This window comes from Acidimicrobiia bacterium, assembly GCA_036396535.1.
In the GTDB taxonomy this organism is placed as follows: domain Bacteria; phylum Actinomycetota; class Acidimicrobiia; order Spongiisociales; family UBA5794; genus DASWKR01.
On sequence record DASWKR010000008.1, the window covers coordinates 1 to 12,100 of the forward strand.

At 67.5% G+C, this 12,100-nt stretch carries 13 protein-coding genes and 1 tRNA gene; 11 read left to right on the top strand and 3 right to left on the bottom strand.

Annotated elements, in window-relative coordinates:
- From trpA to VGC47_01095, 4 genes are all read left to right on the top strand, one after another.
- Window positions 1–844, top strand: an 844-nt coding sequence (gene trpA / locus VGC47_01080) for a tryptophan synthase subunit alpha (GenBank protein HEX9853894.1), incomplete at its 5' end; no start/stop codon positions are given.
- A 259-nt stretch (window positions 845–1,103) separates the two neighbouring features.
- Window positions 1,104–1,937, top strand: a complete 834-nt coding sequence (locus VGC47_01085) for a hypothetical protein (GenBank protein ID HEX9853895.1) — start codon at window positions 1,104–1,106, stop codon at window positions 1,935–1,937.
- Window positions 1,938–2,270: 333 nt separating this feature from the next.
- Window positions 2,271–2,504 carry a DUF2191 domain-containing protein gene (locus VGC47_01090; protein ID HEX9853896.1) on the top strand — a complete coding sequence of 78 codons (234 nt, stop codon included), beginning with the start codon at window positions 2,271–2,273 and terminating at the stop codon, window positions 2,502–2,504.
- Window positions 2,501–2,830: a type II toxin-antitoxin system PemK/MazF family toxin gene (locus VGC47_01095; protein HEX9853897.1), complete on the top strand. Its 330-nt coding sequence runs from the start codon at window positions 2,501–2,503 to the stop codon at window positions 2,828–2,830. Before VGC47_01090 ends, VGC47_01095 begins: the two co-directional genes overlap by 4 nt.
- Before the next feature lie 11 nt (window positions 2,831–2,841).
- Here VGC47_01095 and VGC47_01100 read toward each other — a convergent pair whose 3' ends face one another.
- The 3 genes from VGC47_01100 to VGC47_01110 all read right to left on the bottom strand — a co-directional run bounded on the left by VGC47_01100 (window position 2,842) and on the right by VGC47_01110 (window position 4,146).
- Window positions 2,842–3,339: a DUF4262 domain-containing protein gene (locus tag VGC47_01100; protein HEX9853898.1), complete on the bottom strand. Its 498-nt coding sequence runs from the start codon at window positions 3,337–3,339 to the stop codon at window positions 2,842–2,844.
- Window positions 3,340–3,543: 204 nt separating this feature from the next.
- Window positions 3,544–3,972: a hypothetical protein gene (locus VGC47_01105; protein ID HEX9853899.1), complete on the bottom strand. Its 429-nt coding sequence runs from the start codon at window positions 3,970–3,972 to the stop codon at window positions 3,544–3,546.
- A gap of 90 nt (window positions 3,973–4,062) precedes the next feature.
- Window positions 4,063–4,146, bottom strand: a tRNA-Leu gene (locus VGC47_01110).
- A 38-nt stretch (window positions 4,147–4,184) separates the two neighbouring features.
- Here VGC47_01110 and VGC47_01115 point away from each other — a divergent pair.
- From VGC47_01115 to VGC47_01145, 7 genes are all read left to right on the top strand, one after another.
- On the top strand, window positions 4,185–4,463 hold the full coding sequence (locus tag VGC47_01115) for a hypothetical protein (protein HEX9853900.1): 279 nt from the start codon (window positions 4,185–4,187) through the stop codon (window positions 4,461–4,463).
- 110 nt (window positions 4,464–4,573) lie between these two features.
- The gene (locus tag VGC47_01120) at window positions 4,574–5,203 is read left to right on the top strand and encodes a TadE/TadG family type IV pilus assembly protein (GenBank protein ID HEX9853901.1); all 630 of its coding nucleotides are present in this window, start codon (window positions 4,574–4,576) and stop codon (window positions 5,201–5,203) included.
- Window positions 5,200–6,720 (top strand): pilus assembly protein TadG-related protein, encoded by a 1,521-nt coding sequence (locus VGC47_01125; protein HEX9853902.1) that lies wholly within the window; start codon window positions 5,200–5,202, stop codon window positions 6,718–6,720. Before VGC47_01120 ends, VGC47_01125 begins: the two co-directional genes overlap by 4 nt.
- 163 nt (window positions 6,721–6,883) lie before the next feature.
- Window positions 6,884–7,513, top strand: a complete 630-nt coding sequence (locus VGC47_01130) for a TadE/TadG family type IV pilus assembly protein (GenBank protein ID HEX9853903.1) — start codon at window positions 6,884–6,886, stop codon at window positions 7,511–7,513.
- Window positions 7,510–9,027, top strand: a complete 1,518-nt coding sequence (locus VGC47_01135; protein ID HEX9853904.1) for a pilus assembly protein TadG-related protein — start codon at window positions 7,510–7,512, stop codon at window positions 9,025–9,027. The genes VGC47_01130 and VGC47_01135 overlap by 4 nt, the downstream gene beginning before the upstream one ends.
- Before the next feature lie 66 nt (window positions 9,028–9,093).
- A complete protein-coding gene (gene polA / locus VGC47_01140; GenBank protein ID HEX9853905.1) occupies window positions 9,094–11,733 on the top strand; it encodes a DNA polymerase I in 2,640 nt (879 codons plus the stop codon).
- A gap of 102 nt (window positions 11,734–11,835) precedes the next feature.
- The coding region (locus tag VGC47_01145) for a peptidoglycan-binding protein LysM (GenBank protein HEX9853906.1) at window positions 11,836–12,100 on the top strand (265 nt) is incomplete at its 3' end.

Sequence of the window (12,100 nt, forward strand, 5' to 3'; positions counted from 1 at the left end):
GTCTCGGCGTTCGATGGCTGACACCGGGGCGGCGCAACTCGGCGCTCTGTTCGCGGCGGCACGCGCCGACGGCCGGGCGGTCCTGCTTCCCTACATGACGGCCGGGCTTCCGAGCCCGGCGGAGTCGCTCGGAATCTTCACAGCCATGGCGGACGCGGGAGCCGACGGGTTCGAGGTCGGGATCCCGTACTCTGATCCTCTCATGGACGGGCCGACGATCCATGAGGCAGGGCTGCGCGCCATCGACGCCGGGACAGCCCTCGACACGGCGCTCGGGATCGTCGAGGACGTCGTGGCCGGCACCCGCAAACCGGTCGTCGTGATGACGTACGTCAACCCCGTGCTCCGAGTCGGGCCTGAGACCTTCGCGGCGTGGGTGCGCGACGCCGGTGGGTGCGGGGTCATCGTCGCCGACATGCCCGCCGAGGAGTCCTACCCCTTCGAGGACGCCTTCACGGCGGCCGGGCTCGGCACGGTGCTGTTCGTCGCACCGACGACCGACGACGCTCGGCTGGCAGAGATCGCTGCTCACCGGCCGGCGTTCCTCTATGGGGTCGCCGAGTTGGGAGTCACCGGTGAGAGGGCAGTCGTCAGCTCACGGGCGGCCGCGCTCGCCCATCGAGTCCACGCAGTCACCGACATCCCCCTCGTCCTCGGGGTCGGCATCTCGACGCCGGAGCACGCCCGCGCTGCCGCCGCGGTGGCGGACGGCGTGATCGTCGGGTCGGCACTCGTGCGCCGGGTGCTCGACGCCCCGGACGGTGCCGCCGCAGCAGAGGAGCTCGCCAAGGCGGTGTCCGCTCTGGCGGCAGCCGTCGGCGGCGTTCGGGGAGTGACTAAGTAACTAGTCACCTCGAAGGTTCTGGAAACCCTTCTCCCCAAACAGCGGTCCTTCGACCATCCTGCGCCCCAGGTGGGGAGAAGATCGCTACCCCTTCGGCGGTTCGATCTCCAGGTCGCGAGGGCCTGCCGCACCGACCGGTACGAACGCACCACACCCAAGGACGGCAGGCCCTCGCACAACTCGACGGTGCCCGGGTTGCACTCGGGCCTGTTGCGCGCCGCCGACCCACGGCAGAATGAGGCGTGGTGGAGCATCACCCGTGAAGCGAGTTGTTGTTGTCGCGGCAGGCGTGGCGGTACTCGTCGCCGCCTGGCTGATCTTGCGACCGTCGGCGGACGAGCGGTCGGCTCGGGACGACGCCGCAGCCGTCAGCGCCGCGGTGGCCGGGTACGTCGTCGAGCACGACAGGCTGCCACGGCTGAGCGTGACGACTTTGGTGTCCAGCGGTGGCGACACGCTCTGGGGCGCCGACTTCCTGGTGGAGTCTCTGCACGTCCCGAGGGCCGATCCCACCGAGGCTCGCATCCTCTTCATCGTGGGTGAACCCGAAGGCTGGTGCGTCGAAGCGTTGTACACCCCGGCGGGGTCGTTCTTGGATGCCTCGCCGTCGGCGTGGGTGGCGGCCAGAGGCGAGCGCGGCGACGTCGGCCGCGTCGTGGATGGTCGCTGCGGCGACGAGTACGTGCTCGTGCTGTCAGCAGTGTCCGTCGACGATGTTCTCGAGCCGGGAAGCATCATCGACGCCGTGAGCGCTCCGACGGGTACGTGCCTCACAGGCATTCTCGATGACGGCCGCTCGACGGGACCGCTCGAGGTGGCCGAATGCGGCGGCGAGCACTTCGCCGAGATCTACCACTCCGGGGAGGCGGCGGAGGCCGACTATGGGCGGTTCCAGGACTCCGCGGCCCGGTTGTGCGCCGCAGCCTTCCCGTCCTTCGTCGGAGTCCCTCAGAACCTGTCGGCGTTCTATGCCGAGGCGTTCACCGTCAGCGACGTGCAATGGCAGGCCGGCGCCCGAGCGTTCAACTGCGTGTTGTTCCTGGGTGCCGACGACTACCCGCTGGTCGGGTCGGCCCGCGACAGCTGGCGCTGACGCGCCCGACGGGACTGTCCGCCGGGGGGGCCCCGGTGGCCGGGCCGGGCTGGTGAGCAGGCGCCGCCCTCGTTCGCGGGTGGGCGGCTGATCCACCAGAGTCTGGGAATGAGCCGATACCGGGCACCGGGAAGGGGACTCGAACCCCACGGGCTTGCGCCCAACGGATTTGAGTCCCGCCTCCGGGCCGACCGACGAGAGAAACGCCTGGCACGTCTCATGCGTCACGCATTCGCCGCGCAACTGCCCACCGACAACACACAGTGACCACCACCCCGATCTGCGCTCGATGCGCTCTCGACTTCCATGCCCGGACAATGGCATAGTTATGGCATGCCACGGGTACGAGTCAGCACCACCGTCGATTCGCAGTTGCTCGACGAAGCGCGGCGCCTGCGCGGTGTCAACGACGCCACCCTCCTCGACGAGGCTCTTGCCGCGTTGCTGGCTCAGAGTCGGGCAGCTGAGATCGATGCCGCGTACTCAGGGTACGACGACCATCCACTCGATGAACCCGACGCCTGGGGCGACCTCGCATCCTTCCGTGAGGCTGCCGCCTCCTCGTGACACCGTTGCCCACTCGCGGAGAGGTGTGGTGGTGCGTGCTTGCGGAAGTCTCGCGCCGTCCGGTCGTGGTGCTCTCGCGGGATGCGGCCATCCCCCGATTGCGACGTGCGCTGGTCGCACCGTGCACCACCACCATCCGTGGGCTGGCGAGCGAGGTCGTCCTGGAGGCGGGGGATGATCCGGTTCTCCTCCGCTCGGCCGTCAACCTCGACTCGGTCGAGAGTGTCTCGGTGGCTGCCTTGACGGACCGTCTCGGCCGACTTGCGGACGACCGGATGCGAGAGGTGTGCGCCGCCCTCGCGGTGGCCGTCGATTGCCCCCGCTGACACACCCGCTCTCAGGCGGTAAAGGTACCGGGCCTCGGCTGCTCGGGCCCGGAGTAGCCGTCCTCCCAGGGGAACCGGTCCTCGTCGTCGCAGTAGCCCAATTGGAGCACCGGCACTGAACCGGCGCGCCGCCGGCGGTAGAAGCGGTTGGCGTCAAAGGCGATCGCACCCGGGTTGGGAACGGTCTCCGGGATGAGGTGGTGGGGCCACTGCGGCAGGGAGACCAGCCGGTCGGGGATGAGGTCCTCTCCGCTCCGGATCCGTTCGCCGAGGGCATTGAGGACCGACATGGCCGTCTCCGGTGCAACGCCGAAGATGAGCAGCTCCGGATGGGCGAGCCCGAAGAGCCCGACGGTGTAGGCGAAGGCAGGGCCGTCGTCCGGCGGGCACTCGCATCCGGGGACGTTGCAACCGCCGCCCACGTATCGGATCATCCAGCCGTGGCGGCGCACCACGGTCCTCATCTGGGCGTCCTCTTGGTCGATCCAGGCCCTGGTTCTGGCATCCATCGGCGATCTCCCCGGTCGAGCGGCACCGATACCAACGTACCGGCCCTCACCGACAGGAACGGAGATCGCGTTCTGGCGTGACGCAGCCGGCCACAGCCGACCCGGTTGCGCAAGCAGCGGAGTGTCAGGCTTCTTGTGTCCGGTCGGGTGACTCATGCAGATAAGACCCGCGGGCGCCCGGGTGGTCGAGGACCGGCGAATGGCTCATGGGCTGGTGGGAGCGAGTTGGGGGCCGCCAGGACAATCCGAGGGTGGAGACATTCTCGGGCCGAGCGGGCGGCATGGGTCTATAGCCTGGTCTGCCGAGCCTTCGACCCACAGTTGGAGCGCCGCACCAAGCCGGAACCAGTCGCGGAATTTTGGTGGGCGTGCCAGTTGGCCTTCGGGCACCCGATCCCAATCGACGTAGCCGACGTTGACGGGGACACAGGTTGTCTCCTGGCGGACCGTCTCGATGATCTCGTCGGCAGTCACCGCCGATGTGGGATACTCGACGAGCCATCCGTCACGTCCATCCACGAGACAACTCAACGCGTGAAAGGGACCGGCGTCGAGGAACACGAACGCGGCTATCGAGACCGACACAGTGAAGAGGAGCGCCGCGGCCGAGAGGCGCCAGATGCGTTGGGCCATTGCCTCATCCTATGGGCGGGCTGCGCGTGCGGCGATCGCTGTCCCCTGAGGTCGGTCAGAGGAACGGCCAAACCCACTGGCCACGCTGGGTACCGGGAGGGGGACTCGAACCCCCACGGGCTTGCGCCCAACGGATTTTGAGTCCGTCGCGTCTACCGATTTCGCCATCCCGGCGAGGACCCGATGATAGGAGCGACCGTAGAATCGCCGGTGTGGGGAGGCTCGAGCGCAAGCTGCTCCGGATCGTCGACAGGCAGGCCGCACTGCGAGAGTCGGAACGCCTCGTCGCCGAGGAGCTCTCGATCCATCGACACCTCGACGACGATGCGAGGCGCGACGCCGCCGTCAGCGAGTCGCCGCTCGATCGCGCCGACGCCCGCGAGACGGCCGCCGATGTGCGTCGCTTCGAGGACCATCTCGCCCGGCTGCAGGCGGAGCAGCAGCGCCTCGAGGCGAGGCGGCGCAAGTTGGTGGCGCGGCTGCGGGACTGAGTGGGCGCGCTAGTCCGGTTGTGCGCGCAGAAAATGGCCTCCAGATCCTTGGTCGCCCCGTCGATCATCCCTCAGGCCGCATTCGGCATCACACGGGCGAGAAGGGCCTGATGAACAGGATCATCGATCAGCTTGCTGGTCACCAGAGACGGCGGTTCGAGCGCGGGACCACGATTCTCGAGTTCACCATCGTCGCCTCGCTCCTCTTCTCCATGCTCTTCGGGATCATCGAGTTCGGGCTCGCTTTTCGCGACCGGCTGACGATATCGAACGCAACCCAGAACGCCGCCAGGGTCGGGGCGGCCCGGGGCGACGACGCCGACGCCGACTTCGAGATCCTGAAGGCGATGGAGTCCTCGCTCTCCAACCTCCCGAACACCGGCATCCAGATCGTGAAGTTCGTCGACGTGTTCAGGGCCACGACTGCCGGACTGCCCGCGTCCGGATGCCCTGGTGCGGCATGCAACCGGTACACGTACACGCCGGGTGGTCCGGGGTGTGACTGGAACCCGTGCCCCGACCCGGACGCCGGCTACTCGGGATGGCCGTGGAATCCCTCCTCGCGCGACGTTGCCCTCCCCGACCTGGAGGTCCTCGGGGTTCGGACCACGTTCTCGCACAACTGGATCACGGGCGGCCTCATCCCCCTGCCGAACGTCGACTGCACGGGCGCGCCGGGCACCTCATGCTGGGTCGACATCGCTCTGTTCAGGCAAGAGCCGCAGGTGTTCGAGCCATGAGCCGGCTCGCCTCGGGGCGTGAAGGATCCGAAGGCGAGAAGGGGACCGACAAGGAGCGAGGAGCGACGCTCGTGCTCGCCTCGCTCACGATCGTCGTGCTCCTCGGGATGGCGGGGTTCGCAGTCGACCTGGGGTGGCTCTATCTCAAGGCGAACCAGGCCCTGAAGGCGGCGGAGGCATCCGCCCTCGCCGGGGTCGTCCACATGCCCAAGCCGGGCGCGGTCCCCTGGGGGGCAGGCGCCGAGGCGTGGGACACCGCGGTGGACGTCGCCGCCCGCAACGGCTACACGACGGGATCCGGCACCACCGTGACGCCCAGCGAAGTGCCCGGCCACCCCAACCAGCTCGAGGTCGACGTGGCTACGTCCGTTCCGACCTTCTTCATGCGGATCTTCGGCATCGGGAGCGTGTCGTTCAGCCGCGACGCCATCGCCGAGCACCTCCCACCGCTCAAGATGGGCAGCGACGAGCCGTTCCTCGGCAAGGATCCGACCGACCCTTCTCGCAACACGCACTACTGGCTGTCGGTCAACGGCACGTACACCGGCAAGAACGAGGGTGACCCGTTCTCGACGGTGTGCTACCTCGGATCGGCCGGTCCGGGCGGGCCACCGCCCTATCCGAATCCGGTGCCGGCAGGCTGCAGCGCCACGGGCAATCACGAGTATCGGAACCCTGCGTACTACTTCGCGGTCAATGTCCCGGCCGGGCACGTCGGCACGACGCTGGCAGTCGACGTCTTCGACGGGCCATGGACGGACCCGGCGCTCCAGACCGCCGACTACCACTACCGGTGGGACGTGACGCCGTACGTCACGACCTTCCGCCTCCTCGCGCCCGACCAGACTCCGGACGACCCCAGCGACAACGCGGTCGAGATCTGCCGAGACGACTACCACGCCCTGGGGAGCCCCGGCTACGACCCGTCAGAGGCACAGGTGTGGGACACGCTCTGTACGACGACGGCGGTCGAGGGGACCTACGTCCTCGAGCTCTCGGTCTCGGGGGACACGTACTCCAACAACAAGTTCTCGCTCCGCTCCCGGATCAACGGCTCCACGGCGAACAACGTAGAGATGTGGGGCTTCGGGGCGCTCTCTCTGGCGATGCACGACCCGAACACCAGCCCGGTCTTCAAGATCGTTCGCCTCGACCCGATCTACGCCGGGACATCGCTCGTCGTGGCGCTGTGGGATGCGGGCGACCTCGGCCAGGCGGGGACCCTGACGTTCGGTGGCGCAGTTGCCGGGCTCGAGTGCCGTGTCAGGGAGCTCGACGACCACGGCTCGGTCGTCGCCAACTGGCACGCCGACGACGGGGGCGCCGGTTGTGAGCTCAACATCGCGCCGAACGAGCACAACAACCAGTGGGTCGAGTTCCAGTTCGACGTGCCGACGACATACGCGTGCCCGGCCTCCTGCTGGGCCGATGTCACCTACGCATTCGGTTCGGCGCCCCACGACCGCACGACGTGGACCGCCACCATCCAGGGTGGTCCGGTCCACCTCCTGCCTTGAAAGAGGGGATACCCGGGATGAACGCGCCCAGCGTGGCAATTCGCCACTCAGGAATTGTCCTCCATGTGTCGATAGAAGGTGCAGGCGACCCATTGACGGGCGGGACTTGATGGCGCAAATTCATCGTCGCAAACATGAACACTCTCAGGTAGGGTTGACAACTGTGAGTAGTTTTCCTGGTCGAGAGCGTGACTCTGAGCGCGCATCCGAATCCGGCACCAGCCTCATCGAGTTCACGCTCGTTGCCTCGCTGCTGTTCACCCTCCTGTTCGGGATCATCGAGTTCGGCCTGGCGTTTCGCGACAGACTCACCATCTCGAACGCCTCCCAGGGAGCGGCCCGGGTGGGCTCCTCGCTCGGCGACAACGACGAGTCCGACTTCGAGGTGCTGAAGTCGCTCGAGCAGTCCCTGGGTACGCTCGCCAACTCCGGAATAGACATCATCCGCTTCGTCGACGTCTTCCGGGCAAACTCGAGCGGCAACCCGGTCTCGGGCTGCCCGGGTACGAGCTGCAACCGCTACCTCTACTCACCGGGCTTCGCCCCGAGTTGCGACTGGAACCCGTGCCCCGACCCGTCCGCCGGGTACTCGGGCTGGAGTTGGGCCCCGGCGTCGAGGGACGTGGAGCTCCCCGGGCTCGACGTCATGGGCGTCCGGATCACCTTCAAGCACGACTGGGTCACCGGCGGCTTGCTCCCCCTGCCCAACGTCCAGTGCGACGGCACCGCAGGTGCGACGTGCTGGACAGACGACGCACTGATGAGACTGGAACCACAGGTGTTTGCCCCATGAAACTGATCGAAAGACTCGAGAACCGAATCGCTCCCGTGACGGCGGAAGGCGAAGATGCAGACCCGAAGCAGCGCGGGGCGACGCTGATCCTCGCCACGCTCGTTCTGGTCACCCTCATGGGGATGGCCGGCTTCGCAGTCGACCTCGGCTGGCTGTACCTCAAGACCACCGAGGCTCAGAAGGCGGCCGAAGCGTCGGCGCTCGCCGGCGTCGTGCACATGCCTTACCCTGCCTCGGTCCCGTTCGCGGCGTCCGAAGCGCACGACACGGCCATCGATGTGGCGGCGCGCAACGGGTACACGTCCGGCTCGGGGACCACGGTCACGCCCCAGCCCGTTGCTGGGCGGCCCAACCGGCTCAACGTCCAGGTGGCCACGACGGCGCCGACGTTCTTCATGAAGGTGTTCGGTCTCGACTCGGTGAGCTTCATGCGCGACGCCACCGCCGAGCAGTTGCCCCCCCTGAAGCTCGGCAGCGACGAGCCGTACCTCGGTAGTGACCCGACAGACCCGACGCGCAACCGGTTCTTCTTCGTCGCCATCAACGGCGAGCGCGAGCCGAAGGAGAACGGCGACCCGTTCAGCACGAGGTGCGTCGCAGCCTGCTCGAGCGGCACGCCGAATCCCCAGTACATCGACCCGGCGTACTACTACGCCGTCGAGGTGCCCGACTCCGAGGTCGGCCAGTCGATGAACATCCAGATCTACGACGGGCCCCACTGGAGGAACAACCAGAGCAACTTCCTGGCCGGTAACCCCTTGGCCACCGGCGACCGGGCCGATCCACCGTCCGGTTTCGCCCTCCGGTTCACTCTGTTCGCACCGGACCAGACGCCCGGCAACCCGGCGGACAACCCGGCCATCCCCGGCTGCTCACGCACGTACGGCGAGGCCAGCTCCGGGACGTCGGCGGGTGTGCGCGAGTGGACGTCGGTGTGCACGGTCACGGCCACCAAGGGCCTCTACGTGCTGGCCGTGTCCATCGACGGCAATGGCAGGGCGATCTCCGACTTCTCCATCCGCACCTTGGTCGGCGGCAACCAGAACAGCGGCGTCGACGTGTACGGCCTCGGGGCGATGTCACTCGACATGATCCAGGCGGGCGTCACCGCCAACTTCAAGATCGTCAAGCTCGAGGACATCTATGCGGGCACCCAGCTCGTAATCTCCCTGTTCGACCCGGGTGACATCAGCGGAGGCTTTGCCAATCTGAGCTTCGATGGCGAGGCGGCCGCCTGGGACTGCGGGGTGAGGATCTACAACCACGCCAAGAACCCGATCACCGGGTGGACGGGAGACGACAGTCCAGGCTCGGCGCCTTGTCTGCTCAACACATCCGGGCAGCGGTTCAACAACCAGTGGGTCGAGTTCCGCTTCGACATCCCGAGCACGTACACGTGCGCCATCGACTGCTGGTTGCGGGTGACGTACAACTTCGCCCCGACGGCGACCGTGACAGAGCGCACGACGTGGGGTGCCAGGATCAACGGCCAGCCGATCCACCTGTTGCCCTAGCGGACGGGTTGACGGGCTTGCTTCGGGGCGCACGCCGCGTCGGCGGCGCCGCCGTACACTCGGACGATGCCGAAGATCGCGCTGCTCGACGGTCACAGCCTCGCGTACAGGGCGTTCTACGCTCTCCCTGCCGATCTGGCGACGCCGGCGGGCCAGGTCACGAACGCAGTGTTCGGATTCACCTCGATGCTCATAAAGCTCCTCGGAGACGAGCACCCAGATGCGCTGGCGGTTGCCTGGGACGTCCGGGGTCCGACCTTCCGGACGGAGAGGTACGCCGAGTACAAGGCTCAGAGAGAGGCCCCTCCTGAGCTGTTCAGGGGGCAGCTCCCGCTCATCGACGAGGTGCTCGACTCGCTGAAGATCGCCCAGCTCAGGAAGCAGGGCCTCGAAGCGGACGACATCATCGCAACGCTCACGGCCCAGGCCCGGGCGGCAGGATGGGACGTGATCGTCGTGACCGGCGATCGGGATGCCTTCCAGCTCATCGAGGACGGAGTGACGGTGCTCTACACCCGGCGGGGCATCTCGGACACCGTCAAGGCTGACAGGGCGTGGATCGTGGAGCGATATGGCATCGCTCCCGACCGCTACCGGGACTACGCCGCCTTGCGCGGCGACACCAGCGACAATCTCCCGGGTGTCCCGGGCGTCGGTGAGAAGACGGCCTCCAAGCTCATCCAGTCCTACGGCGACCTCGACGGCGTGTTCGCCCACCTGGATGAGCTGACACCGAGGTTGCGCCAGAACCTGACCGAGGCCAGGGATCAGGTCATGCTGAACCGAGAGCTGATGACGCTCGTCCGTGACGTCACGTTCGGCGACGCCGAAGGCGGCAAAGTCGACATCGAGGCCTTCACGCTGCGCGAGTGGGACCGCGACGAGGTCCGCATGGTGTTCGACGGGTTGGCGTTTCGCACGTTGTGGGATCGTCTCGTCGAGCTGGGGGGACAGGCTGCGGCCGCCGCGGAGTCGATAGACGTCGAGGTGACGACCGCCGTCGACTTGGCAGGTGTCGAGGCACTGCCGCCGGGACCCGTGGTCGTCGAGCTCGTGACGGATGGGTTCGAGCTCGCCGGGGTCATGTGCGCCTCGTCCGACGCCGCCGCCCTGTTCGTGCCCCTCGAGTCGTTGTCCATCCTCGATGCCCGCTTGAAGGCCGACGGCATGGTGGCGCACGACGCCAAGCGGGTGCTGGGCGCCCTCATCGAGGCGGAGACGGGCCCGTACCGGGTGGCGTTCGACACGGCCCTCGCCGCCTACGTCATCAACCCTGCCCAGCGCGCCCCGGACCTCGAAGAGCTCGCCTATCGGGAGCTCGGCCTCACGGTGGAAGCGGCGCAGGACGACGGCGAGGGAGCGCCGCAGGCGTCCTTCGACTTCTCGGGCCGTCAAGGGCCCGATCTCGAATCGGCTGCCAGGCGTGCCGTCACGGTCGCCCGCCTGGTGCCTGCGCTGCGCCAGCAGGTCGAGGCGAGGGGCAGCACCGCTCTCCTGGAGGACATCGAGCTGCCGTTGATCCCGATCCTGGCGAGGATGGAGGTCACAGGCATCGCGGTCGATGCCGAGTTCCTCACCGATCTCGGCGACGATCTCCGTAAACGCTTGGGTGAGTTGGAGACGGCGATCCACGAGGCAGCCGGAGAGCCGTTCAACATCAACTCGACATTGCAGCTGCGCGAGGTGCTCTTCGACAGACTCGGCCTTCCGGTCCTCGCCAAGACTCCGAAGGGTCAGCCGTCGACGGATGCCTCCGTCCTCGGGAAGCTGCGGGACGAGCATCCGGTCGTCGAGAACCTGCTGCGCTATCGAGAGCTGGAGAAGCTGCGATCGACGTACGTCGATGCCCTGCTGCCGCTCATCGAGGAGGACGGGCGAATACGGGGCCGCTTCAACCAGATGGCCGCCGCGACGGGCCGCCTCTCGCAGGAGCAGCCGAATCTGCAGAACATCCCGATCCGATCCGAGGAAGGCAGGGTCATCCGCAAGGCGTTCGTCGCCGAGGAGGGATGCGTGTTCCTCGTAGCCGATTACAGCCAGATCGAGCTTCGCATACTGGCGCACATGTCGGGCGATCGCGGGCTCGTGGACGCCTTCGAGCACGATCTCGATATCCACACCGCCACCGCCGCCCGGGTCGGCGGCGTATCGCTCGCCGAGGTCGATCCGGACGCCAGACGCCGGGCGAAGATGATCAACTTCGGGCTCCTCTACGGGATGGAGGCGTTCGGGCTCGCCCAGCGCCTCGAGATCTCCCGCGAGGAGGCGGCGGCCCACGTCGAGCAGTACTTCGCCCAGTTCCCGGAGGTGAGAGCCTTCATGAGGGGGATCGTCGCCGACGCCAGGGCGACCGGGTTCACGACCACCCTGCTCGGGAGGCGCCGCTACCTCCCGGAGCTGGCGTCGTCGAATTTCCGGGACAGGCAGATGGGGGAGCGGATGGCCTTGAACGCTCCGATCCAGGGCTCGGCGGCCGACATCATCAAGAAGGCGATGGTCGAGCTCGACGAGGCCCTGCGGGCCGGTGGATACCGCGCCGAGATGCTCCTGCAGGTCCACGACGAGCTCGTCCTGGAGGTACCCGAGGACGAGATCGAGGCGGTGACGGAGCTGACGAAGCGAACGATGGAAGGCATCGTCGAGCTGCGGGTGCCGCTACGCGTCGACACGGCCATCGGCAGGTCCCTCGCCGACACTAAGAGCTGACGTCACTTCACCAGCGCCTCCCGAACCTGGTAACCTCGTGGCTGCCCGAGGCAGGTCAGCGCGCGCTCGGGCAACCCATTGCCAAGGAGTTGACGTTCTCGCATGATCGAACAAGAAAACGAGGTCACCCAGGAGCCGGGTGACGCTGTGGCGGATGCAGCCACAGAGATGGCGACCGCAGTCGCCGACGAGGCCCCCGCCGGCGAAGAGACGGCCGAGGCCGTCGAGCGGGAAGACGTGGTCGGAGAGGCTCATCCCGCACCGATCGCTGAGGTCGAAGACGATCGTCCGCAGGCTGACGGCGACCCGATCGATGCAACCGAGGAACCGGCGGCCGAGGGGCCCGCGGCGGCCGAGCAGCTCGAGC

Excerpts from the sequence above, each read along its gene's own strand:
- VGC47_01090 (HEX9853896.1), top strand. The coding sequence starts at position 2,271 with ATGCCACGGGTACGAGTCAGCACCACCGTCGATTCGCAGTTGCTCGAC.
- VGC47_01100 (HEX9853898.1), bottom strand. The coding sequence starts at position 3,339 with ATGGATGCCAGAACCAGGGCCTGGATCGACCAAGAGGACGCCCAGATG.
- VGC47_01105 (HEX9853899.1), bottom strand. The coding sequence starts at position 3,972 with ATGGCCCAACGCATCTGGCGCCTCTCGGCCGCGGCGCTCCTCTTCACT.
- VGC47_01120 (HEX9853901.1), top strand. The coding sequence starts at position 4,574 with ATGAACAGGATCATCGATCAGCTTGCTGGTCACCAGAGACGGCGGTTC.
- VGC47_01125 (HEX9853902.1), top strand. The coding sequence starts at position 5,200 with ATGAGCCGGCTCGCCTCGGGGCGTGAAGGATCCGAAGGCGAGAAGGGG.
- VGC47_01135 (HEX9853904.1), top strand. The coding sequence starts at position 7,510 with ATGAAACTGATCGAAAGACTCGAGAACCGAATCGCTCCCGTGACGGCG.
- polA (HEX9853905.1), top strand. The coding sequence starts at position 9,094 with ATGCCGAAGATCGCGCTGCTCGACGGTCACAGCCTCGCGTACAGGGCG.